Annotated in this window: 20 protein-coding genes; 10 read left to right on the forward strand and 10 right to left on the reverse strand. The window is 41.3% G+C overall.

Annotation, left to right across the window (positions count from 1 at the left end; genetic code table 11):
- Positions 1–33 precede the first annotated feature (33 nt).
- Positions 34–1,059, forward strand: a complete 1,026-nt coding sequence (locus LEP1GSC192_RS06065) for an LEA type 2 family protein (RefSeq protein WP_020769401.1) — start codon at positions 34–36, stop codon at positions 1,057–1,059.
- Positions 1,060–1,600: 541 nt separating this feature from the next.
- Here the strand turns inward: LEP1GSC192_RS06065 and LEP1GSC192_RS06075 are convergent.
- Complete coding sequence (locus LEP1GSC192_RS06075) at positions 1,601–2,866, reverse strand: sugar transferase (protein ID WP_020769339.1); 1,266 nt, start codon at positions 2,864–2,866, stop codon at positions 1,601–1,603.
- Between the two features lie 111 nt (positions 2,867–2,977).
- On the opposite strand from LEP1GSC192_RS06075, the gene LEP1GSC192_RS06080 reads away from it, so the two are divergent.
- The 3 genes from LEP1GSC192_RS06080 to LEP1GSC192_RS06090 all read left to right on the forward strand — a co-directional run bounded on the left by LEP1GSC192_RS06080 (position 2,978) and on the right by LEP1GSC192_RS06090 (position 7,369).
- The gene (locus tag LEP1GSC192_RS06080) at positions 2,978–3,745 is read left to right on the forward strand and encodes a response regulator transcription factor (RefSeq protein ID WP_020769285.1); all 768 of its coding nucleotides are present in this window, start codon (positions 2,978–2,980) and stop codon (positions 3,743–3,745) included.
- A complete protein-coding gene (locus LEP1GSC192_RS06085; RefSeq protein WP_020769170.1) occupies positions 3,729–5,741 on the forward strand; it encodes a membrane protein in 2,013 nt (670 codons plus the stop codon). Before LEP1GSC192_RS06080 ends, LEP1GSC192_RS06085 begins: the two co-directional genes overlap by 17 nt.
- A gap of 152 nt (positions 5,742–5,893) precedes the next feature.
- Entirely contained in the window at positions 5,894–7,369 is a 1,476-nt protein-coding gene (locus tag LEP1GSC192_RS06090; RefSeq protein WP_020769245.1) for an NAD(P)/FAD-dependent oxidoreductase, read from the forward strand.
- A 47-nt stretch (positions 7,370–7,416) separates the two neighbouring features.
- Here LEP1GSC192_RS06090 and LEP1GSC192_RS06095 read toward each other — a convergent pair whose 3' ends face one another.
- A complete protein-coding gene (locus LEP1GSC192_RS06095) occupies positions 7,417–8,073 on the reverse strand; it encodes a TetR/AcrR family transcriptional regulator (protein ID WP_020769160.1) in 657 nt (218 codons plus the stop codon).
- A gap of 135 nt (positions 8,074–8,208) precedes the next feature.
- On the opposite strand from LEP1GSC192_RS06095, the gene LEP1GSC192_RS06100 reads away from it, so the two are divergent.
- Together LEP1GSC192_RS06100 and LEP1GSC192_RS06105 are read left to right on the forward strand one after the other, a co-directional pair.
- Positions 8,209–10,233, forward strand: a complete 2,025-nt coding sequence (locus LEP1GSC192_RS06100) for an FAD-dependent oxidoreductase (RefSeq protein WP_020769147.1) — start codon at positions 8,209–8,211, stop codon at positions 10,231–10,233.
- 13 nt (positions 10,234–10,246) lie between these two features.
- Complete coding sequence (locus tag LEP1GSC192_RS06105; RefSeq protein WP_020769063.1) at positions 10,247–11,989, forward strand: acyl-CoA dehydrogenase family protein; 1,743 nt, start codon at positions 10,247–10,249, stop codon at positions 11,987–11,989.
- Positions 11,990–12,058: 69 nt separating this feature from the next.
- Here the strand turns inward: LEP1GSC192_RS06105 and LEP1GSC192_RS06110 are convergent, their stop codons facing one another.
- From LEP1GSC192_RS06110 to LEP1GSC192_RS06145, 8 genes are all read right to left on the reverse strand, one after another.
- On the reverse strand, positions 12,059–13,153 hold the full coding sequence (locus LEP1GSC192_RS06110; RefSeq protein ID WP_020769250.1) for a hypothetical protein: 1,095 nt from the start codon (positions 13,151–13,153) through the stop codon (positions 12,059–12,061).
- 172 nt (positions 13,154–13,325) lie between these two features.
- Positions 13,326–14,105 carry a GNAT family N-acetyltransferase gene (locus LEP1GSC192_RS06115; RefSeq protein WP_020769118.1) on the reverse strand — a complete coding sequence of 260 codons (780 nt, stop codon included), beginning with the start codon at positions 14,103–14,105 and terminating at the stop codon, positions 13,326–13,328.
- A gap of 100 nt (positions 14,106–14,205) precedes the next feature.
- Positions 14,206–14,562, reverse strand: coding sequence for a PilZ domain-containing protein (locus LEP1GSC192_RS06120; RefSeq protein WP_020769127.1), 357 nt, complete (start codon positions 14,560–14,562; stop codon positions 14,206–14,208).
- 113 nt (positions 14,563–14,675) lie between these two features.
- A complete protein-coding gene (locus LEP1GSC192_RS06125) occupies positions 14,676–15,497 on the reverse strand; it encodes a hypothetical protein (protein WP_020769038.1) in 822 nt (273 codons plus the stop codon).
- A gap of 85 nt (positions 15,498–15,582) precedes the next feature.
- Positions 15,583–16,479, reverse strand: coding sequence for an alpha/beta fold hydrolase (locus LEP1GSC192_RS06130; RefSeq protein ID WP_036089281.1), 897 nt, complete (start codon positions 16,477–16,479; stop codon positions 15,583–15,585).
- A gap of 78 nt (positions 16,480–16,557) precedes the next feature.
- Positions 16,558–17,514, reverse strand: a complete 957-nt coding sequence (locus LEP1GSC192_RS06135) for an aldo/keto reductase (protein WP_036089205.1) — start codon at positions 17,512–17,514, stop codon at positions 16,558–16,560.
- Positions 17,515–17,654: 140 nt separating this feature from the next.
- Entirely contained in the window at positions 17,655–20,417 is a 2,763-nt protein-coding gene (gene polA / locus LEP1GSC192_RS06140; RefSeq protein ID WP_020769369.1) for a DNA polymerase I, read from the reverse strand.
- The gene (locus tag LEP1GSC192_RS06145) at positions 20,414–21,541 is read right to left on the reverse strand and encodes a glycosyltransferase (protein ID WP_036089294.1); all 1,128 of its coding nucleotides are present in this window, start codon (positions 21,539–21,541) and stop codon (positions 20,414–20,416) included. Before LEP1GSC192_RS06145 ends, polA begins: the two co-directional genes overlap by 4 nt.
- A 125-nt stretch (positions 21,542–21,666) precedes the next feature.
- On the opposite strand from LEP1GSC192_RS06145, the gene LEP1GSC192_RS06150 reads away from it, so the two are divergent.
- The 4 genes from LEP1GSC192_RS06150 to LEP1GSC192_RS06165 all read left to right on the forward strand — a co-directional run bounded on the left by LEP1GSC192_RS06150 (position 21,667) and on the right by LEP1GSC192_RS06165 (position 24,611).
- Complete coding sequence (locus tag LEP1GSC192_RS06150) at positions 21,667–22,455, forward strand: class II glutamine amidotransferase (RefSeq protein ID WP_020769097.1); 789 nt, start codon at positions 21,667–21,669, stop codon at positions 22,453–22,455.
- 5 nt (positions 22,456–22,460) lie between these two features.
- Positions 22,461–22,832: a cereblon family protein gene (locus LEP1GSC192_RS06155; RefSeq protein WP_020769190.1), complete on the forward strand. Its 372-nt coding sequence runs from the start codon at positions 22,461–22,463 to the stop codon at positions 22,830–22,832.
- A 54-nt stretch (positions 22,833–22,886) separates the two neighbouring features.
- Positions 22,887–23,273, forward strand: coding sequence for a DUF5329 domain-containing protein (locus tag LEP1GSC192_RS06160; RefSeq protein ID WP_020769129.1), 387 nt, complete (start codon positions 22,887–22,889; stop codon positions 23,271–23,273).
- A 102-nt stretch (positions 23,274–23,375) separates the two neighbouring features.
- On the forward strand, positions 23,376–24,611 hold the full coding sequence (locus tag LEP1GSC192_RS06165) for a glycosyltransferase family 1 protein (RefSeq protein WP_020769264.1): 1,236 nt from the start codon (positions 23,376–23,378) through the stop codon (positions 24,609–24,611).
- The last annotated feature ends 9 nt before the right edge of the window (positions 24,612–24,620 follow it).

Here is a 24,620-nt window from a genome sequence, read left to right on the forward strand (position 1 = left end):
CTAAATAAAGACTTCACCTTTACGGAGGGGTTTATGATCCGAAAAACTTCCTTACATACCTATATCGTGATTACTCTCGCTGCAAACCTTCTATTCGGTTGTGCTCAATTACAAAAAGTTGATCTAAAAAAAGTAAAAGAAAAGATCGAAGATCTGGACAAACCTTCCTTCATCTTGGAAAAAGTTTCCATTGCGGAGATCAACCTATCCGAGATCAAACTCAGAGTCGATTCAAAGGTTAAAAATCCGTATCCGATCGCTTTGCCTGCGACCAATTTGGAAATGAATATCCTCATCGAAGGACAACAATTCACTAAGGCAAAAACCAAAATACCGAACGTGGGTGGGAATTCCAACAAACCTGTACCAGTGGATCTAACATTCGCCTATAACGATCTAGTCGCACTTTACAAAAAAGTTCCCGGAAAGATCGACTTGGTTGTCAAAGTGCAAGGAGTCGTTTCACTTCCAATCCCTGAAAAATACAGATCTATTGCTGGTGCGGCATCTCTCGACTTCCCGTTCGAAGAAGAAAGAAAGATCCCTGCAGTCCTTCCCGACATAGAGATCCGGAATTTCAAAATTATCAAACCGGATCCTTCCACCATCTTAAGCTCCGCAGGCACGGAAGACCTGGCCAAAAAAGCCACGTCATTCTTAGACACATTACTCGGTCCTCAGAAAAAATCCCCAGGTTCGGCAGTTGCCGCAGGAATATCCTCACTCGACTTAAAAGTGGACACCGAATTTCAGATCGTATTAAAAAACAGAGCCACATCTAGATTACAATTTTCTGAATTTGAATTTGACCTTACATTAGAAAAAGAAAAATTCCTAACGGGTCAACCGGTCCGAATCGAAAACCAAGGACAAGAATCCATCTTAAGTGTCCGCACGTCTTTTCCGCTCGGAACGGTTACCCAAGGTATTGCAAACGCGATTTCCAAACGGTCTGCGGCATTTCGACTGAGTGGAAAGGCAAGCACCGAGGCTCCTGAGATCGAAACAGGACCCGTTTTATTCAAGTTCGACAAATCCGGCTCTTTTAGTTGGAATTAAGGACAGGGCGCATGCTCGCCGAAAGGCGAGCACCCGGCTCTACGCTCCAATCCGCTTCGCGGGATTTCCGCTACGATCCGTTGCGCGTTACCGATCCAATATATATTATAATTATCTAATTTATAATCCTAAGGTACGAATTCCTCCCGAAAGAAAACCCTGCCCGATCCGTTCTAATATTATTTTTCTCCAAGAATGTTTGTACACTTTTATTAACACAAAACCGCCCGCCAAAATAATCCACTTCGGATAAGTTTCCAATTTTTAAATATTTTCCTGTTCCAATTTCTTCTTCTTCTAAATCCTTGGGAAAAATTGAAAACCCCTCCTCTAAAAAACCGATAAATCCCCTGACAGTCCCACCGAAAATTTCGTATTTCCCGGCAATACATTTCTTTGGAAGGTGCTTATCTAGCAAATAAGGACCTAAACGATCTCGGATTCGATCCGATTCCGAAATCAATTGATTTTCTTCACATTCAAATCCATAGCCGAAAATTTTCTTTCGAAACACTAAAACCACATGCATAAAAAGAATTCCTCAAACAAAAAATGTCCCGAGGATCTTTTTCTCAGTATTCCGAGAGATAGTCATGAATTGAAGATAACAATCTTTGATCGAAATTTCCAATGCTTTGAACGTTTTGCGATGGTCCAGTAAAACCGAAATACAAGCCACAAAAGAAAGGAATCTCCACACGATCTTGAAAAGACCTCGAGTGATCGGATTTTTGAGTCGGATCTTAAAGAATGTGCAATGAAAAATCAGATGTTTTTCTTCATCCTCCGCGATATGAAGAAGCGCATTCTTTACGGAACCGAAAGGGATCTTTTCCGCTATCCTTTTATAAAAGCAGATACCGATCACCTCTGCGACAAGTAATACCATCAGCTTTAGCCTAGTACCTATAAGCCTTCTTCCAAAAAGAAATAATTTTTCGGTCCAGTTACTTTGGATCAGTTCTCCTCTTAATGCACGAACACAGTCTCCTAAAATACGAGCATGCCTGCCTTCTTCTTTTACGAATAGTTTCAGCGCTTCCCTATAATTCGGATCCACTCCATAGATATGTATATGATCTATATCTTTTGCGATCCTACCTTCTCCCGCTTCTCCTAGTTGAAAGATCGCAAGGGACTTCGCAACCGGAAGTCTTTTCTGAGGAATAAAACCGATGACCTGCTCTTGGACGATGGGATAAGGACGATCTGCATTCTTTCTAAAATGTTTGGCCCAATTTCCCCAAAAATAACCGCGGTCCCGTTTTTGTAAGGAAGTCCATAATAAATTTCTAATTCTTTTTTTACCGAAAAGGTTCATCGCCAAGGTTAAACTTACGATCTGAAGATCTAATAAAAAACTTCTTCTTTTAAGATAAGAAAGATCGAAACAGAGGGAATACTTAGATCCTCTTCCGGAGTATAATTGAGAAAGTCCTGTGATCCCGGGACGAATGCTCCATCTACTTTCTAAATCCTTTGCTCCCCAACCCAATCTCAGAATATCTATCTCAGTCAAAGGGCGAGGACCAACGATACTCATATCTCCTTTAAGGATATTCCAAATTTGAGGAAGCTCATCCAAACCGGTACTTCGCAAAAATGAACCAACCTTTGTCGGAATTCCGTCCTTTAGAGTCTTGAACTTCCAGATCCGAAATAACTTCTTTCCCAAGCCTACTCTTTCTTGTAGGAAAAAAACAGGACCATGGTCAAAGACGGAGATAAGCAAAAATATCCCGAGTAAAACCGGGGAAAATACGACGAGCGCGATCAAAGCCGAAGAAAATTCTAAAATTCGTTTCATGGATCGAAGAATATCGACTTTTCAAAAACAAACCAACCTTCCAAGTGCGGATCACCAAGCACTCAAGTGCTTGACCTGCTAGTTCTTCCTAGCCTAAAATTCCGAGAACAGATGAAAGCCGAACCTCTCAAAATACTGGTTGCAGAAGACAATCTGAAACTCAGAAAATCGATTATCTCCGGCTTAGAAGAATCCGGAAAAATAAGATCCGTATTTGATTGTGACTCGGGCGAAGAGACCATCCGCTACTGCCTGGAAGAAGATACGGACGTTCTTCTTTTGGATGTTAGGCTCGCTGGAAAATTGAACGGAATAGAAACCATTATCGCCATTCGGAAGGAATTCCCTCGTAAACCCGTAGTCATCTATTCCATACAAGACAGCGACGAATATTTCAGGACTTTCAGAAGTTCAGGGATCTTAAGTCATTATGCGTACGTTCGAAAATCGAATTATCTTCTTCCTCAGATGGTGGTCCCACTCATTCGATTGGCTTACGATGGAAAAAGTTTTATAGACCCTGAGATCGAATCCAGAGTCACAGAAGTCAGGGAGAAGGACGAAAATTCTCCTCTCGCAGTATTGGAACCCAACGAAAGATCCGTAGCGGAAATGTTGGCAAAAGGATTCAGTAACGAACAGATCGCACAACATTTCGGATTCAAGGACAAAAGAACGATTAGTAGGATCAACGGACAGATTTATTCTGCCTGGGGATTAAACGAAACAAACTCCGACGAAAAAGTGGCCCGTACAAGAGCGGCGCTCATCGTTTTATCCAATCGTTTTTTAGAATGGGATATAGACGAAAAAATTTTTTACAGGAATTCCTCCGGAGACCGGATTCCATGGACACCTAATATTGACTATAGATCTTGAAATCTTAATCTGTTCCGTTTTTATTTTTCTTTCCACAAATCTGTTTTGGTTGGGATCCACGACCGGAACGAATTTAGAAAAGAAAAACGCTGCTGCGTATTTCAGTATTTTCACTTTAATCGTATCTTCCTTGTTATTCTCCTTTTCTGCGATCTTGGGTCAGAACGGATTTTCGGTAGTTTCTTCTTATCCGATCTTATATTTTTTTCCGGGATTAGTTTTACTCATACTCATCCCATTCGGATGGTTCGTAGTCATTGTTTGGTTTTTCGGATTTTTAAGAAAAAAAGGGATCTTTCTTTTCGTATTCTATATCCTATCCATTTGCCAATTGGTTGCAATCTCCATTCTACTTATCTATAACCCGGCTAAAACCTGGAATATCAGCTTATTTGAATATTGGAAATTTGTACCAGTCTCATTCAAATCCGCTTATCTGATCTATATTTTTACCTGCGTTTTGCTTTCCTTACTTTGTTTATTCTTATTTAAAATTTCGGATAATAGCCTCTCCGAATTAGGAAGGCAAAAGGCAGTCCCGTTCTTGAAAATGATCGGATTTTCTCTATTAGGAGTGGTGTTACTAGTTTCCGTTCTATTCCTAGGAGAGGAATTCGGGATTATAGAAAATCCGATCTTAAAAGCGGAGAAAGAACCCGAGTATTTTTACGGATTTGTACTTTGTATCCAAGCATTGATCTGTATTTCTATTTTAGTTTTAGGTTGGGCCTTAACTTCTTATGAAATACTCACAGGCAGGATCTTACCGAAAATCAGTTTAAAACAAGAATGGAAAAATTCCGTCTACACGGCCTTCACACTTTCAGTTCTATATTTTCTGCTCGCGAAACTTGGATATCTTAAAGCCGAAATTTTTATCGTATTTTCCTATTCCTTTTTTCTCTCCCGATTTTTCACGATCCAAAAGAATAAGCGGATCAGCTCCAATCAAAACAAAGTATTAAATAGGATCCTATCTTCCGGTTCGGTCAAACGTTCTTTCGGATATTTATGTAAGGATGTATTGGAGACTACTAAAGCTGCCCTAGTCTTCGAAGGAAAAATCCCTTATATCTCCGATACATATATCCATTATCCGGAAAATATTCCACCGGAAACATTTGAATTTTCTAAATTAGATCCGGCTCCCGAAAATCCAAACATTCAGTACCTGGACAAAGACAGGTTTTTAGGATTTGTGATCCGAGTAAAAATAGAAAGTGTACTTTCAGGAGAAGCCTATTTAATCCTAGGCCCAAAAGAAAACGGAGGATTATTCGCGGAAGAAGAAATTGAAATTGCAAAGATCACCGGAACCTGGCTCGTCCAAACCTTATTTTTAGAAGAAACAGGGAATATTTTAGAAGAACTACAAAGAAAGAAAATCCAAGAACAAAGACTTTCCGACCAAAAGACCAGACAGATCCTGCATGATGAAATACTTCCGGAAATTCATTCTCTTATTTTAGAGATTTCCAGTGATAGATCAGGAAGTTTCAACTCCGAACATGCAAATGCCTTAACGGGACTTCATAAAAGAATATCTTCTTTATTAAGAGAAATGTCGGATACAGGTTTGGAAATTTCCAGAATTGGTTTAATTCCAATGTTACAAAAACTGCAAGATAGCGACGCGAAAGATGCGAATTTAATTTGGAAAATCGACCCTAATATAAATTCTAGAACGGAAAATTATCCGCCGGAAGTGCAGGAAGTATTGTACTACGCATTCAGGGAATCTATACGCAATGCAGTAAAATATTCCGGAGAAGCCCGTTCAGAAATTACGATTCTTATTTGTTATGAAAATGGATTATCGATCCAGATCAAAAACGAAATAGGAAAAGATCTTATATCTTTACGTTCTTCCGGTCAAGGTTTAAAAATACATAGTGCACTTTTGAGGATCTTCCATGGTTCATTAACATTGGAGTTTCCAAATTCTAAGGAAGCGATGATCCGCATCTTTCTACCCTCTTCCGAAAAGGGACCTTAGATTGATATTTAGCAAGTTTTGATACCGGATCTAGTCCAAAAAATGGACTTGCTAGAAAGATTTTCCTTTCAATGATGCGCTTAAACCAAATCTTAAAAAACTCACAACAGTGAACTTTTGTTCACAAATATAAGTTAGCCGGAGCTTGGGAAATGCAGTCACAAAACAAAAAAGAAAAATCGATCTCTATCGCAATCGTGGGTACAGGTTTCGGCGGCCTATGTGCCGCAATACAACTTAAGAAAAACGGATTTCATAATTTCGTAATTTATGAAAAATCAAATTCCGTAGGAGGAACCTGGAGAGAGAATACGTATCCGGGAGCCGCTTGTGATGTTCCTTCTCATTTGTATTCTTTTTCTTTCGAACCGAATCCTAATTGGCCCAGAAAATATTCGGCCCAACCGGAAATACTTTCTTACTTAAAACATTGTGCGGAAAAATACGGGATACTACCTCATATTCGTTTCGGTACCGAGATAAAATCCGCAGATTGGGATGATCCTTCCCGAGTTTGGAAGATCAAAACTTCCCAAAATGAAACCTTTGATCATGACGTTTTTATTTCCGCAGTAGGACAATTGAATCGCCCTGCTCTTCCTTCCATCAAAGGTCTGGAAAGTTTTAAAGGGAGGATATTCCATTCTGCGAATTGGGACACTTCTTATAATTTTTTAGGGAAAAAAGTGGCCGCGATCGGAACCGGTGCGAGCGCCATTCAGTTCATTCCGCAAATCGTAAACCAAGGAGCGGATGTGACAGTTTTCCAAAGAACCGCTCCTTGGGTGGTTTCGAAACCGGATCGTAAATATTGGAGTTTCGAAAAGTTCTTATTTAAATATCTTCCAGGTTATCGGCTATTACATCGATTCCAGATCTATATGTGGAACGAGATCAGAATGATCGCATTCCAAAAGAACAATCATGCAAATAAGATCGTAAAATGGATGAGCCTTTCTCATATGAAAAAATTCATCAAGGATCCGGAACTACGTAAAATTCTGACTCCGGATTATCCTGCCGGATGTAAACGAATCCTTCTTTCCAATGACTATTACGAAGCATTAGCAAAACCGAATGCAAAAGTCCTCTCTGAATCCATCCAAGAAGTGAATCCGGAAGGAATAATCACTAAAGAAGGTCTCAAAAAATTCGATACGATCGTTTTTGGGACAGGATTTAAGGCCACGGAATTCCTTTCTCCCATGAAAGTAAAAGGGACTAAAAACCAAGATCTGAACGAGGTTTGGAAGAATGGTGCAGAGGCTTATCTAGGCATGACTGTTGCAGGCTTCCCCAATTTTTATATTTTATACGGACCGAATACGAACCTAGCCCATAATTCGATCGTATATATGATTGAGTCCCAAGTACGTTATATTATTTCCGCTTTGAATGAAATGAATAGAAAAGGGATCCAAGCATTGGTCCCTAAAGTCCGTAGTATGCAAAATTATAATACTTCTTTAAATAAAAAATTTGATAAGTTTGTTTGGGACACAGGATGTACGAATTGGTATATCAATGCTTCCGGTAAAAATACGAACAATTGGCCAGGTCATACATATGAATATTCTTATAGAACTAGGAAAATCGATCTGTCCGAATATGAAATTCTCTCAGCTTGAAAGATAAAGAACTTTATCAAAATTGAATCTGAGAACAAAAGCCGCTTCTATTCCGATCCAGGAGGTGGTAGTGTCATTCCTGTATAAGCGCACTCTATAACGGATAAGATAAATTTTTTCATTTCCTCTTTATCCTTATGAGGTTTTATCCTCCCTTCCATAAAAAGCATCGCAATCCCATGGATCATAGACCAGGATGCCACAGTCTTTTCTCGTGTTTGCCCAGGCTTGATCGCTCCTAGTCGTTGTCCCATTCGGATGATCTCATGCAGCTGCCTGTATGTTCTTCTGGAAACAGCAGATAACGTTGGATGTAACTTTAGATCCACACCACCGAACATGATCCTGGCAAATTGCCGGTTATTCAAGATAAACTGAATATAGGTCCAACCAAGAGCGCGGAAACGTCCTATAAAATTATTATCCGTTTTTTCGAGTTCCTTCTGATACTCGGAGAAGTATTTCTGAAATCCCCTTTCTGAAATCGCAGCCAGCAGAGCGTTTTTGCTTTCGAAATGATGATAAGACGCGGCATGGCTTACGCCTGCAAGCGCTGCGACTTTTCGTAAAGAGATCTCTTCGAGAGGAGTTGTCTTTAATAGTTCCGTACCCGCAGATATAAGATCCTCTCTGACAGTGATCTTGTCTTTCTTAAACGGTCTTCCCGGTCCCTGTTGTTGGCGACTTTTATTCTTTACGGGCATGCCAATGATTCTTAATACCTTACATTCTTTGCAAGAATATATTTACCAGTGGTAATTTAAATCTTGATTTTCTGATTCTTTATATTACCACTGGTAAATAATAGCTTTAATACGGAATTTATCGGAGTTGGCATTATGGAAAGAGCGTTTCAGCCCATAAACATAGGAAGTTTTATCCTTCCGAATCGGTTCATCATGGGATCTATGCACTTAGGACTCGAAGGAAAAACGCAAACCGCAAAAAGAATGGCGGCATTTTATGGGAAACGCTTTGAAGGCGGTGTCGGCCTAATCGTGACCGGCGGAATAAGCGTGAATGAAGAAGGAAGAGGATCCAAACACTTCTTCAATATACAAAACGAAGAACACGCATCCGAACTACAAAAGATGAACGATCTTCTAAACGGAAGCGGAACTATGTGTGCACAACTTTTCCACGCGGGACGTTATGCGTTTGATAGGAACTGCGTAGGCCCTTCTGCACTCCGTGCTCCAATCAATCGATATGTTCCAAAAGCTCTCACAGAAGAAGAATGTTGGAAGACCGTAGAAGATTTTGGGATCGCAGCAAAACTCGCAAGAGAAACAGGATTTGGAGCCGTGGAAATTATGGGGAGCGAAGGTTATCTCATTAATCAATTCTTCTCTCCGGTAACAAATCAAAGAGACGATCATTTCGGAGGAGATCACAAAAGGAGAATGAACATGGCTGTCGAAGTTCTGAAGGCGGTCGTAAAAAATCTTCCGGAAGGTTTCCCGGTCATTTTCAGAATGTCAGGGATCGATCTCATTCCAGGCAACCCGACTTTCGAAGAAGTATGCGATCTCGCGCAAACACTGAAGCAAGAAGGTGTATCCGCATTAAACATTGGGATCGGATGGCATGAATCAAGAATTCCAACGATCAGCCAATTGGTTCCGCGAGGAGCCTGGGCAAATATTGCGGGTCGGATCAAAGAAAAAACTCCGGGGATTCCTATCATTGCATCCAACCGAGTGAACGATCCGATCACAGCGCAAAAAATTTTTGATCAGGATCAGGCTGATATCATTTCTATGGCGAGGCCGTTTCTCGCAGATCCGTTCATTGTAAAAAAAATCCAGACCGGCCTGTCGAATCGGATCAACACATGTATCGCATGCAATCAATCTTGTTTGGATCATGCGTTCGTAGATAAGTCTGTTTCCTGTCTCGTCAATCCCCAAGCTGTTAATGAACTGGAATATGAAATCAGCCCCGATGTGAAGGTTCAAAAAGTTGTGGTGATCGGATCGGGTCCGGGGGGACTGGAAGCTGCGAGGGCGAGCGCTTCTCTCGGTCATAAAGTTATACTTCTTGAAAAATCCGATCAGATCGGAGGACAGTTCCTTCTTGCTTCGAATATTCCCGGCAAATCGGAATTCAAAGAGACACTTCGATATTTTAGAAACGAACTTCCTGCACTCGGAGTGGATATCCGTTTAAATACGAATTGTGATCTAAAGCTACTTGAAGAATTAGATCCGGATGCGATCATATTTGCGACAGGCGTTAAACCGAGAGAATTTACTCTGCCCGGCATTCATAATCTTCCGGCAGGAAATTATACGGAATATCTGACCGGGAAATTCAAAGCGGGGAAAAAAGTGGCAGTGATCGGCGGAGGCGGGATCGGCGTCGATGTGGCTCATAAACTGACCGAAGAAAACGATCCTAGCTTGGAATCTTATTCAAAAAAATATAATATCGATTCGTATACGAATGCCGTTATCCAACCTCACAAATCGGAAAGAGATGTTGCGATTTTTAGGAGAAGCGGAAAACATGGGGCGGGCTTAGGACCTACTACTTTTTGGGCTCTCAAACAGGAATTAGAGGCCTCCGGCGTGGAATTCTTTCAAGGCCTCAACTATAAGGAAATCACGAAAGACGGCTTAAAGATCACTATGAAAAATGGAGAAGAAGTCCTTTATCCTTGCGACTCCCTGATCCTTTGTGTAGGACAGGAAAAAGAAAGTTCTCTTTATGAGACCTACAAATCCTTGCACCCGCAAAAACAAATTTTCGTAATAGGTGGAGCGAAGGACTCCAAGGGAATCGATGCGGAGAGAGCGTTTTTAGAAGGATTGAATGCCGCATACAACATTGGAAAAGAAGACAAAGTCTCTGCGATAGTATAGATAAGAAGGGAATATGATAGCGAATAATTATTTTAAAGACGACGAAGATCTAAAACTATTCTTCGAACATTTAATCGATTGGAATTCGATCGTAAAGGCAACGGAAGGTGAAGAATTTTTCGATCACGAACTTTATAAGAAAACGAATAACCCAAGATACGAAATGGCTCCATCTAACGTCCAAGAGGCCGTTGAATTATACAGATCGAGTCTTGAATCCTTGGGAGAATTTTTCGGTAAAGAAGTCTCTCAACTTTCGAGCGTTATGGATAAAAACCATCTACGCTACGAAAATGGAACGGTGATCTTTCCGGAGGAAACTACGTCGATATACGAGAAATTCCGTGAAACAGGACTCATGCCCTTCTCCATTTCCAGAGAAGCAGGAGGACTCGGATTACCTGGAACCATGAGCGCATTCTACGGAATGATCATGGCAAGAGCGGATGTTTCTTTTTGTATGACTGTCGCTCTATTGAATCTAGCGCAGATCGTTTCCAGATACGGAACGGAAGAACAAATCGAAAATTTTGCGGCAAAAGCGGCAACGGGTGAAACTCTTTTTGCAATGTCTCTTACCGAGCCCGATTTCGGCTCCGATCTAAATAACGTCAGAACCACCGCCGTAAAAATGGAAGACGGACATTACCGCTTAAATGGAACGAAACGTTTTATATCCCAAGGTTGCGGGCTCGGTCCCTATCCTTCTAGTCTATTAACTCTAGCTCGAACAGGAAATGGAGGAGCTAGAGGATTATCCGTATTCTTGGTAAAAAGCGAGGATGTAACGGTTGCTGGAATTGAAACAAAAATGGGAATTCACGCATCACCTACCTGCGAGATCGTGTATGAAAATAGTTACGGTGAACTCTTGGGGCAAGAAGGGCTCGGTCTCACCAGATACACTACGGGTATGACAAATTTTATGAGACTCGGAAGCGCGGCATGCGGCCCAGGAAGCGGAGCCGGAGCACATTATGAATCTCTAAAATATGCGCAAGAAAGACAACAGTTCGGAAAACCGATCGCGGAGATCCCTGCCGTTGCCGAAATGCTTAATAAAATCCAGAGAGAAGTCAACGCATCTAGACTTCTCACATTTGAAACGGCTCGAGTTGTGGATATGTACCAGCATCACCAGATCCGTTTGGAAAAATCGAATAAAGAAGATAGAGAGATCCGAAAAGACGAAAAAGTAAAAAAATGGGGAAATCTTGCCTCCGTTCTTACACCTATCGCAAAATACTATTGTTCGGAAGAAGGACATAAATGTGCCGGCCTCGCCATCCAAATCCATGGTGGAGCCGGTTATACGGAAGATTATGATGTGGCTAGAATATTTAGAGATTCAAGGATCAATACGATCTATGAAGGAACAAGCCAGATTCACGTTCGGATCGCAGTCGGAGCGATTGTTGCGGGAATGACCGGAGACGGGAATTTCAAAAAATATCTGGAATCGATCAAGGCGGAAATAGGATCGCCTTCTAAATTCCTAAAAGAACAATCCGAAATATTCGAAGATGCGATAACTAAATTCAGATCCATCGAAGAGGATCAGACCAAAGAAAGGGTCGCGGAAAATCTAATGATCATTACTGCAAGATATTTATGCAGTATGTTGTATGAGAAAGCTTTAAACAAACTGAAACAAAACGACCAATTTGATCGTTGGTCAAAGGATTGTAAAGCGTATCTGATCGACAGTACGGCTATCGCAAAATCATGCATTTATAGGATAGAAAATGCGGTATAAAACGATCGTACACAAGCCGATTTTTTGTTAGGTCCAAATTCGGGAATTTTCGCTGAAATGAAACTGGAATTATTTTAGGAATTTCGGAATAAAAGAAGTCTTTTCCGGATAGAACTGAGAAGCGAGTAAGAATATAAAAATACTTACCGCAATCCCGATAGACGCAAGAAGTACATCCTTACCTACTTTGCGGAATGTCTCCAAATAAGGAGCGTCCCTGTAGGTAAGGAAATTTAACATAATCTCTCTTCCCGCAAGCATTCCCAAGAACACCCAGGTGGTGGACATAGGCATATTGTTGATCTTCTGGAAGAATATTAAAATACTCGCATATACCAGATCTACGATAGTGGCGGCCTTGGACCATTGGATATCGGACTTCTCCGTAACTATCTCTTGGATGGTACCACCGTTGGTATACAATATGATCCCGAGCGCTCCGATCAGGATAGAAACGGCACAGGCAAGTTCCATCCAATTCAATTGTCTAGGAAGATAGACAACTATATTGGCAGCGTCCTGAGCAAGCCATGCCGCCCATAAAAATAAAGTAGAGAACCATTGCAAGATCGCCCATTTTCTTTCGGTCCTTGGATCGGGTATATGATCGTCATAATATTCTTTCGGATCGACTTTTACCAGGATTCCCCAAACGACCAAAGCGGTTACAAATGCGATCATGTATCCTAAAAAGGATTTGGTCAGCATCTTTTCTATATTCTGTCCGCCGAATAAACCTAGGATCAAGAATGTAGTAGAGATTGGAGATTTCATCCGAGTGATGATGACAAGTATGATAGGCGCGATCAATTGTAGAAAATTATACTCAGATGGCGGTGTAAAATTATCCAGTCTATGAAAATGGACTTCTCCGTTTGCGGACCACCAAGCATATCCAAACACCAAAGAAAGAATTCCGCCCAATGCGGCAAGTTTTGGGAACCAATGTACCGACTTTTTACTTTCAATAAATGTACCGACCGTCTGAACGGCATCGTTACCTGCAACGGAGAATGCGGAAATGCAGAATGCAAACCAGCCAAGAATGTAAGAAGAGATCCCTAAATAATACCCCAAACTCATAACCAAAAAGGAGAGAAATACCAGTATATAAAACTGGATCTGGTCCTTAAAAGAGGGATGTTGGAAATCGATTTGATTCATGAGTTACCCAAAAGGGTTTTCGCTTGTTTAGAATGAATTTAGTATAGAAAAAAAGGAGAAGCCCAAACGGTCAAGGTGTATCGGCCCATATTTAGGCACAGATAAGGCGGAAAAATAAAAACGGGCCTCCTTTGAGACCCGTCCTTACGAAAAAACCCGATTTCCTTGAATTCTATTCTAGGTAATGTTTGCTATATCTGGATTCGATGTCTTTAATATCGAAGATGATAAAGAAATCCGTAGTTTTGAAAACGGAGTCCAACGCAGGAGTTCCGCAGATCAAAGATCCAGCTCTGATATATCCTTTGATCAATGCCGGAATCCTTTTAGAAACTTCCTTAATATCTTCAGGAGAATAATTCGTATCAAAACCTTCCATCTCGAATCCAGGAAGCGGTTTAACGTCGAAATTTTCTCCAGCTAAAGCTTTTTTGTCTTTTAGAAAAGCATACACATCGTTTGCAGCTTGAGCATCTGTGCTATGAACGGAGCCACAACCGAAAAGGTATCCGATATTGTTCTTCTTCATGTATTGAGCGAGTCCGCCCCAAAGAAGAGAGATCACGGATCCGTCTCTGTATTCGGGATGAACACAACTGCGACCGATCTCTGCAGGTTCTCTTTCTAATTCGTAAATTTTAGTAATATCGAATTCGTTGTCGGAGTAAAATCCGATATTCGCTTTCGCAACACTTCTACGCAGAATACGATAGGTCCCGACGATCATATCATCTCTGTTCTTATCTACTACGATAAGATGGTCGCAAAATAAATCGTATTCGTCTCTGTCTTTACGTGTAGCTGCGGATTGAGGTAAACCTTCTCCCAACTCCAGATTGAATACATCATAACGAAGAGCTAAAGTTCTTTCGATCTCGAGTTGGTTCTCTGCGATCCGTACCTCAAGCTTACGCTCTACTTTTTGCTTGTTTTGGACTGTTCCTGATCCCATTGTCGTCCTTCTTTTCCTTGTTAGGATGCTTCTATCTATCATCCTAAATGGTTACAGTCGGATTACGCTGGAAAGAAATTCCGATGACTGACTTGGTCGATTAACCTGCCATTCTGCGGAGAGATGCAAGTTTTTTGACATAATCACCGAGGAATTGTTTCCCTTTCAGATCGATTTGGGTGAATTGAAGCCCGAAAAGTCCCTGTGCTTCCTTGGAGGCGCTCAAGTGTTTGATCTTACCTAATGCTTTAAACGGCTTGTATCCGGGCAGAGAAACCAAAATTTCCACGCTGGAATGTATATCGCATCCATCAAATTTATGAGGGACACGAACGGCGATCCCTCCTTCGCTGACGTCCTGGGCGATGAGAATATCTAAAAACCCGTTTCCCATCAATTGGAGTTGAACCGGTTGTTTAGGGAAAGGAACCACCCTTACCTGCTTTCTTTTCTCCATCGCGGACCCTCCGGATTAGAATAATGGCCAAACCTATATTATAAATAGATAAGACGGGAGAAGAAAACGGTTTTCTTCGAAAAATAATCGCGTAACACTTGTTCAAAATAGTGCTAAGTATTTAGTCCCAACTCTGTCTCCGCACCTTCTAACAAAGAGAGTTTGTATGTGGAAAGTATCTTGGAAACCTTCTTCTCGAACTTACGATTGAATACGAAAAAATTTAAGGATTTTTCCAAAAAGAAGATCATCTCTATCGGTTTCCATTCGATCACTCCTCGTTTGGCATCTATGATCTTTCCATGTTGCAATAACGTGGAGATGGCTCGTATAGAATGTTTCGGGAAGGTCGTTCTCAAAGCTTGGTACAAAGCCTTAGAGTCCGCTTCTAAAAAATGGAATTTACGGGAGAATAATACAGCGTCGTGAAAATATTCGGGACGGATCACGGCTCCATTCAATCTTAAAGAGATGATCAGAAATCCGATCAAGTCCGACATCTCCGGAAAAATACCTAAGCCGGGAACATCTTGACCGGGATACAGACGAGTGGAATCTCTTCCTTCCTGTTTCGGATGACGTGTCTGGAGCCAATTTACAACCAGATATTTTTCTTTGAAGAAGTAATCGTTGAGACGGATCCTATATTCTTGGATACTCAAACGTAGATGGACTAAAATTTCGTTCTGATCGGTAAGAGTGAGCTTTTGGTAAGTGTCGTCGCTTCCGGAAAGATCCAGTTGGAAGGAATCGTATCCTCGTTTTTTGAGTTCCGCGAGAACTCCTGTGATCTCGAAAAGTTCCCAAACACTTTCTTTTGTCAGTGAATGAAATAGAACTCCGGATTGAGCAACGTGAGAGTCCACCGCTGCACATAAAAAATCATCGTATACAAAATCGAAAAAACGCGGATTATTGTATGCAACCTTACCCATCGAATCTTTCGCTTTCTTTACAGTCTGGCAGGTTTCTTCCTTTTTTCAAGGAAATAAATCCGGTCACCAAACGATCTGAGAAATATCAAAGTTTCGATCTGAAGTTAGAGTACGCTTTCAAAACCTGATCGGGAGCTTCCGTTTGCGGATAATGTCCGATACCGGAGAGTTCGTACACGTTCGCGTCCGGTCTCAACTCTCTGAGTCGGTCCACCACATGTTTACCACTCACTGGATCTTCTAAACCGTCCGCTAATGCGTACGGGATCGGACAATCCAGAAGGGCCCCGACCCATCTCTCTCTGAAAATTTTTCTTTCTCTCATGTATCTTATCAACTTGTGATAGATCGCCTTTCCTCCTCCGTTGTTCACACATTCCCAGAAGCCGTCCAACTCCTCTTGGTGAGGTTTAGTATTCGGACCGAATACTTCCGAAAAACTTTTTTGGAAGGAAGTCTTGTTCACTAGGCGAGAGAATAAAAATCCCAAAGGACCGTTTAATAATTTTTGCACTGCCCTTGGTCTATGAGTCTCCGGAAAGATCCCCCCATTCAAAAAGAATACGGACTTTAAGTCGGGTCCACCGATCCTCTGTCCGGATAACTTCTCTCTAAATCTGGCTACCAATTCCTGGGCTACAGTATCTCCCAAATCGTGCGCAAGAAGATGTACTTTTTGAACTCCTTGCTCTTGCAGGAAAAATTCGACCTGGTCCGCGTATTGAAAAATTGAATAATGTCCGTCTTTCGGTTTTTCAGAAAAACCGAAGCCTAGATAATCTAAGGTCAGAACTTTGTACTGACGTGTAAGAGTTTCCCATACATCCTTCCAGTCCCAGGAAGAAGTGGGAAATCCGTGTAAAAGAAGAAGCGCTTCTCCTTCTCCACCGATCCGATAGAATAGTTTCCTTTTTTTCCATTCAAAGAAAGCTCCCGTTGCCTTCCAGGCCAAGGGATGGGTTCTCCAAAGCGGCTCCGTCATAGACTCCTCCAGAAGAGGCAATATTGTACTCCCTAGTTTCCGAATGGGAAGTGTAAAATCTATAACACGAAGGAAATTTCAGTCCATCGCATCTAAAAGGTTGGATAGAAAAACTTTTCTCTCCTTGCCTTCCGGAAATCTGCCGAGTCCCGCACCCATATTATCTTTAAGATGAGAAAGTTTAGAAGTCGCGGGGATCGCACAAGTCACTGCAGGATGAGAAAGGATATATTTTAAGAAGCCCTGCGCGAAAGAAAAACAATCCCATTCCTTAAAATACTCCGGTAAGGTTTTGCCTTTTGTATTTCTGAAAAGTCCACCTTCTTCGAAGGGACGATTGATTAGGACTGCGATCCCATGTTCTTGGGCGAATGGTAAGATACGATTCTCGGCTTCTCTAGTTTGGATAGAATAAGGTATCTGTAAGAAGTCCGGTTTTTCTTTTTCTGAGATACGTTCCATTTCAGAAAATGCGGAAATCGTAAAATGGGTCAGACCTATATAACGGATCTTCCCTTTTTCTCTTAAAGCCCTTAAAGTTTTGACGTGAGTTTGGGTATCTAGTAAATTATGGATTTGGAATAGATCGATCTTATCCGCTTTCATTTTTTTGAAAGATGCTTCGATCTGAGATTTTCCGGCGGCTTCTCCCCGGATCCAAACTTTGGTAGCTAAGAAAAATTTTTTTCTTTCCGTCTCCGAAAAATCCTTGGATAAGATCCCGAAAATTTCCTCGGAACGACCGTACATGGGAGAGGAATCCACCACACCTCCTCCCTTATCTAGGAACTCCGACAAAACTTCTTTTAAAGGAGCCAAAGAAGAAGGAGCCGGATCCACATCTAAAGTTTGCCAAGTACCTAGACCGATTGCTGGAATTTCTTCTCCCGTTTTTGGGATCTTACGTTTTAACATTTTAGAAGCTCCGGACGTTTGGGAGAATAATGGAGAAATCATTTTCTCCGAAAGACTGATACCTGCGGCGGATAAAGCCAAAAGTTTTAGGAACTTTTTTCTGGAATAAAAGTTTTCCATAAGAACCTGTCCCGATTGGTCCGTCTTCTTGAAGCCCGAGACCAAATACTTATTTATAACCTAAATTTTGGGACGGACTATAAAATTCTCCCCAAGCGGCCGAATTTTAAGGGCCGCAAGCCGGAAGACTCAACTAAAAATTAATGAGCCTCGTCCCAGTTTTGTCCGAATTTTCCTTCTACCTTGATCGGAACGTCCAGAGGAAGAGCGTTCTCCATCAAATGTTTACAAACTTTCAGAAACTCGTCCTTCTCCGATTTGTAGACTTCGAATACTAATTCGTCATGTACTTGGAGTAGAAGTTTGGACTTCCATTTTCTTTTTTCGATCTCGTTCTGGATCTGGATCATTGCGATCTTGATCATGTCGGCGCAAGTACCTTGGATAGGAGTATTGATCGCAACCCTTTTGGCGCCTTCTTTTGCTTGGCGATGTGTGGATGTAATATCGGGAACAGGTCTCCTTCTTCCTTTCATGGTCTCTACATAACCCTTCTCTTCGCAGAAGGCGATCGTATCATCCATATACTTTTGGACACCGGGATACTGGGTTAAATATCGATCTATAAAACTTTTGGCTTCTTCTCTGGAAATCCTGAGGTTTCGACTAAGGCCGTAAGGTGTAACGCCATATATTACGGAAAAGTTAACTACCTTTGCCTTATCCCGCATCTCGGGAGTGACCAGATCCTCTGAAACTCCGTAGATGGCAGCGGCCGTCCTTTTATGGATATCGATCCCTTTTTTATACGCGTCCATCATGGCAGGATCTTTAGAAATATGGGCCATGATCCTGAGTTCAATCTGAGAATAGTCCAAACTTAAGATCTCGAAATCCTTATGGCCTGAGACAAAACCTTTTCGGATCAATCTTCCTTCTTTTTCACGGATGGGAATGTTTTGTAAGTTCGGATCCGTGGAAGAAAGTCTTCCCGTCGCAGCTATCGTCATATTATAACTGGTATGAATTCTTCCGTCTTTGGGAGAAGCCATACTAGGAAGAGTATCCACATAAGTAGAGATCAACTTTGTGTATTTTCTATAATCCAAAAGTTTTTCGATGATCGGATGTTCTCCCAACAATTCTTCCAAGACTTCATGGTCTGTGGAATAACCTGTTTGGGTCTTTTTGACCACTCGGAGTTGCAGCTCATCGAATAATATCTTCTGAAGTTCTTTAGTGGAAGCGATATTAAATTCTTTTCCTGCGGCCTTGTAGATACTTTTTTCCAGGTCTTTCACTTCCCTTTGAAAATCTTTGGAAAGTTCCGCAAAATATTTTGCGTCCACGGAGATCCCCGCCTTCTCCATTTCCGTTAAAACAGGGATTAAAGGCAGATCTATATCCTTGAACACACTTTCTAAACCGGACTGCTTCAGGGATTTGCGAAGAACATTATATAATCTTAAAGTAATATCGGCGTCTTCCGCAGCGTATTCGGCGACCTTATCCAGATCCACTTCCCAAAGATTTTTTTTGTTCTTACCGGTCCCTACTAGTTCGGCATAAGTGATCGTTTTATAGTTCAGAAGATCTTCCGCAAGATCGTCCATATTGAATCTGCGGCTTTCCGGCGCGAGAATATAGGCAACAATCATCGTATCAAAAACGATATTTACCACTTCGAATCCATGGTTTTGCAAAACGATCAGATCGTACTTAATGTTCTGACCCACCTTAGGTATATTCGGATCCGCTAATACGGGTCCCAATATCTCTCGCACCTGATCCAAAGGAAGAAGTTGGTCCTTATTGGTAAATAGTCCTTCTTGGGTATGAGTAACCGGAATATAAAAACCGGTTCCTTCCTGGTTGCATAAAGAAATCCCTAAAAGTTCCGCATCAAACGCGTATTGAGAAGTGGTTTCCGTATCCACGGAAAGGATCGGAGATTTTTTCCAAGCTCTTGCAAGTTTGGTTAATTCTTCTACAGTTTCTACTCGTTTATAAATTCCTTTTTTAGCACTAGGAGCTTTTGCAGATCCAGTCGCTGCTTCTTCCGGTTCGTCTTTAGGAGGTTCTTTTCCTACGGACTTAGCAAGGTCTCGAGATAGAACATTATAACCTTGGTTTTTGAGATAACGTATCCCTTCGTCGGAAGCATAATCGGGAAGTTTAAGATCGTCATCCTTGATGCCCAGATCCAAATCTCTTTTGATTGTGGCCAATTGTCTGGACATAAACGCGTTATCTTTATGTTCTATCAGTTTGTTCTTTAATCCCGGGTTTTTGATCTTCTCTATATTTTTATAGATCCCTTCCAAGTTTTTGTATTCTTGGATCAGTTTAGAAGCTCCCTTCTCGCCGATACCTTTAACGCCGGGAATATTATCCGAAGTATCACCCACGATCCCCATATAGTCGGGGATCTGTTTTACATCCACACCTAGTTCTTCTTTTACCCAGGAAGAGTCGATTTCCACAAATTCGGTGACGCCCTTTTTTCCTCGGAGCATTTTTATATTCTTTTTTTCTAATAATTGGTATAAGTCCTTATCTCCGGAGAAGATCAGGATCTCTTTTGCGGAAGATTTATAATTTTCCGCAAGAGTCCCTATAATATCATCCGCCTCATGTTTATCGATCCGGAGTATCCTAAATCCTAGGACTTTTAATGTCTCCATAATCTCATTCAATTGAGGACGAAGATCCTCGGGCATAGGCTTACGATTTGCTTTATATTCCGCGAATGTGGCCCCTCTTTCCAAAGGTCCGCCAGGATCGAAAGTCATAGCGACATGAGTAGGAGAATAATCCTCGAAAAGTTTGAATAACATTCTGAAAAATCCGAAAACAGCACCGCTTGGTTGTCCTGTTTTGGAATTTTTCAGATTGGAAGCCGCAAAAGCATAATACGCCCTAAATGCGAAAGCGTGACCGTCTACGATGAGTAATTTTTTCATGCTGCTTCCCCCGATTTTCCTTTCGAACCGGAATAAATCTCTTCGCCCAATAAACTATAATACGCTAATTCGGTTTTCTTAATGGTGTTTTTAACCGAAAATCTTTTTACGGATTCCTTATTAAAAGTACCCATAGATTTTCGAATTTTAGGATCTTCTAATAGAGTCTTATAAGAAGCAGCGAGAGAGACCGCATCCCCCACCTCGGAGATGAGCGCGCCCTTTCCTTCCGCAAGCATTTCCGAAATTCCTCCACCGTTTGTTGCCACGATTGGTAAGCCGGAAGCCATTGCGTCTAAAACGGAAGTCCCGAGTCCTTCTTCTTTGGAAGTTAACGTAAAAATATCGAATAAGGAGAGAAGTTCGGGGATATCCGTCCTGAATCCAGTGAAGATCACCTTATCCGAAAGTTTTTTTTCGGAGGCGATACGTTCCAGTTCCTTTCTGAGTTCTCCTTCGCCTACGATTAAAACCTTAAATTTTTTATCCGTTTCTACCTTGGACAAAGCGTTGAGTAACGTTTTTTGGTCCTTATGATCGACTAATGCGGCGATATTACCTATGATTAGTTCTTCTTTAGAAAGATTGAATTCCTTTCTTAAATAAGAAATATCCATTGTTTTTTTGAAAACGCCTAGGTCGATCCCGCTGTAAACGGTCACTACTTTCGCCGGATCTATGCCATCCAAGATGAGAATTTCACGAATACGATTCGAAACACTTAAGTAAAGATCCACTCTGTCGGAAACATACTTACGTTTGCTGAACCAATTCTTTCTAAGTCTAAAATCCACTCTTCTGGAAACTATAAGTTTCACATGAGGGAGTTTTGCCTTCGCCATCCAAGCAATTGAATGTGCTTTTGCAGTATGAGCGTGTATAAGTTTGATCTCTTTGGAAACGATCAGTTCTTGTAGAGCCTTTACGGAACCGAAGTCCCATTCACCTTTTAAAGGAAGAGTAACTGTTGGAAGTCCAACATCGTTAGCGCGCGCCTCTAAAGAAGAGCCAGGTTTACATAAGATGAGTTGGGGGATTTTGTGTTTTTTTAAACCTTCTGCCAGAAGAAAAAGTTGCCTTTCTCCTCCTCTCCAGCCGGTTTCCGTGTCGATATGAAGAATCACCCGATCAAATTGAGGTTCCCGCTTGAATTCTGCAAGAGTTCCGCCATTTCTTTTTAGGAAAAAGTCCTGGACAAACAGAATTCGCATTAGCGATGATTATTCTAATATAACAGAGGAAATCCAGAATGTGCGAACTTTTGGGAATGAGTGCCAATGTTCCTACGGATATTTGCTTTAGTTTCACAGGCCTTGTCCAAAGAGGCGGGAAAACGGGACCCCATAAAGATGGATGGGGGATCGCATTCTATGAAGGCAAGGGTTGCAGGGTCTTCCAAGATCCTCAGGCAAGTGCGGATTCACAATTGGCGGAGCTCGTCCGGACATTTCCGATCAAAAGTAATTTAGTCATTTCTCATATCCGAAAAGCGAATCGTGGTAAGGTGGATCTGAAAAATACACATCCTTTTGTTCGGGAGCTTTGGGGTTATTATTGGACTTTCGCTCATAACGGGCAATTGAAAGGAGTGAAGAAGGAACCATTAAAAAATTTTGCTCCCGTCGGAACTACGGACAGCGAGCATGCTTTTTGTTGGGTTCTTTCCGAATTGAAAAAGAAGTTTAAGACAAGGCCTAAAAATGAAACGGTACTCTCCCAAGAAATCCGTAAACTTTTGTCTAAACTCGGAAAAAAGGGAGTTTCGAATATCCTGATTTCGGATTCCAAATATTTATACGCATATTGTTCCACAAAGTTAGTTTATATCACAAGACACGCCCCCTTCGGAGAAGCCAAGCTCCTAGATGCGGACTTAAGCATAGATTTTAGAGAGCATACAAATCCGAAAGACGTAGTAACCGTTTTAGCCACCAGCCCTTTAACCCAAAACGAAATTTGGACCCACTTTTTACCCGGAGAATTTCAAGTTTGGAAAGAAGGAAAACAATGGCAAAGATTTTCTCCCGATATTAGATAGAATGTATGCCGGATCTTCCTAGTGGCGTTCCTGAAAGCGAATCGATCGAAAAAAAAGAAATAATCCAAGAGAATTGGAAGTTATGCACTTCTTGTGGAGAAAAGATCACAAAAGAAGAATGGAAAACTTCCGTGGATGGAGCATATCTTCATAATTTTATAAATCCACTCGGGATAGAATTCAGGATACTCACATTCTCACAAGCGATCGGAATTACTTGGCAAAAAGATTCTTATCTGGAACATACTTGGTTTCCCGGTTTTGCCTGGAGAGTAGGAAGTTGCTCCGCTTGCGGCTCCCATCTAGGTTGGAATTTTGAATCTGTTTCGGGTTCCAGTTCCTTCTTAGGACTTGTCTTGGGGAGAATTACTTCTTAATTCCAATACTTGGTTGCAAGATTTAAAACTGAGGATTTTAATGAAGAACTCCTTATGAAAAATATCTCATTCTTTATTCTATTCATTATTTTAATCTCGAACTCCGCCTCTGTTTTCGGATCGGAACCGGAAGATGAGATCAAGGCCTTGGTTTCTTCCTTGGACTCTTGCAAGGATTGTGTTTTCGTAAGAAACGGTTCGGAACATAAACTGGATGAGGCAAAGGCTCATTTACTAAAGAAATACGACGCAGCCAAAAGTAAAATAAGCAGCACGGAAGATTTTATCAAAGGATTAGCAAGTAAGTCCTCTATTACCGGAACTCCGTACAAGATCAAATTCCCAGACGGAAAAGAAGTAGAATCCGAGAAATGGCTTACCGACAAATTGAACGAACTTCGGAATCCACCGCCTCCGACAAAACAAAAAAAGCGGAAATAAATCTACCTAAGCGAAAAATCACTTAAACTACAGCACTCTGTAACGAAAAAGTAATGCTCCCTTCATGGATTAGATACAAGAATTTAAGATGATCGAAAGTCGATGCTTCCATCGACTTATATCAGTTCTTATCCTAAAGCAGGTCCCTTTCGAATATTAGTGGTGACCGAAACTTTTCCTCCTGAGATCAACGGAGTTGCAAAAACACTTCATAGAATGTTGGGTGATCTTTTACAAAGAGGCCATGAGATCATTCTGGTCCGTCCAAAACAAGGTCATAATGATTACGCAACAGCGAGCAATAACTACAGAGAAGTACTTGTAAGAGGAGCAAAAATCCCCTTATACGAAGATCTACGGTTTGGATTTCCTGAAAAATACCTACTCCGTAGATTAATTGAATTAGAAAAACCTGATATAGTACACGTAGTTACGGAAGGGCCATTAGGTTGGTCGGCGGTAAGAGCGGCCAGACATGTTGGAGTTCCAATCATCAGCGATTTTAGGACAAATTTCCACGCGTATGCTAAATATTATAAATTCGGATTCGCGGGAAAGTTAGTCCATAATTATCTAAAAGGGTTACACAATAGGACCCAAACGACCTTGGTGCCGACTGCTCAGATCAAAGAACAGTTAACGGTACAAGGATACACGAATGTACAAGTGGTTTCCAGAGGAATAGATTCGGATCTATTCCATCCAGCTCGCAGAAATCCTAAATTAAAATCGGAATGGGGACTAAAATCATCCGAACTTGGAATTTTATATGTAGGAAGATTGGCTCCGGAAAAAAATCTGGACTTACTTGTAAGAACTTTCCGCAGGATCCAATCCAGAGTTCCAGACACAAAATTGATCTTAGTAGGAGACGGACCTTCTAAAGGAAAACTACAAAAGGAAAATCCCGATTTCATATTCAGAGGAATGAGAAAAGGAAAAGAACTGGCTGAACATTATGCCACAGGAGATCTATTTTTATTCCCAAGTCTTACCGAAACTTTCGGGAATGTGATCGTAGAAGCAATGGCATCCGGTCTTCCTATTGTAGCATACAACTACGCGGCTGCCAACCAACATCTCCAACACGGTAAGTCCGCTTTACTCTGCGGTTTCGATAAAGAAGAAGAATTTATAGAACAATCCTGCATCTTAGCGGAAAATAAAAAATTGGCCCTCAAGCTGGGTCATGCCGCGAGAAAAATCGCAGCTTCCTGTACCTGGGATGATGTTACCGATTCTTTGGAAATGACTTATTCTAAACTTTCTCTTTCTAAGAAAAGATCTGCAAAGTCCAAAAAAGCGATAAGACTGAAAGTGCAAATGGTGAGAAGCTAGTTCTGTTAA

Origin of the sequence: Leptospira sp. B5-022, from assembly GCF_000347035.1 — a bacterium.
Classification (GTDB): Bacteria; Spirochaetota; Leptospiria; order Leptospirales; family Leptospiraceae; genus Leptospira_B; species Leptospira_B cinconiae.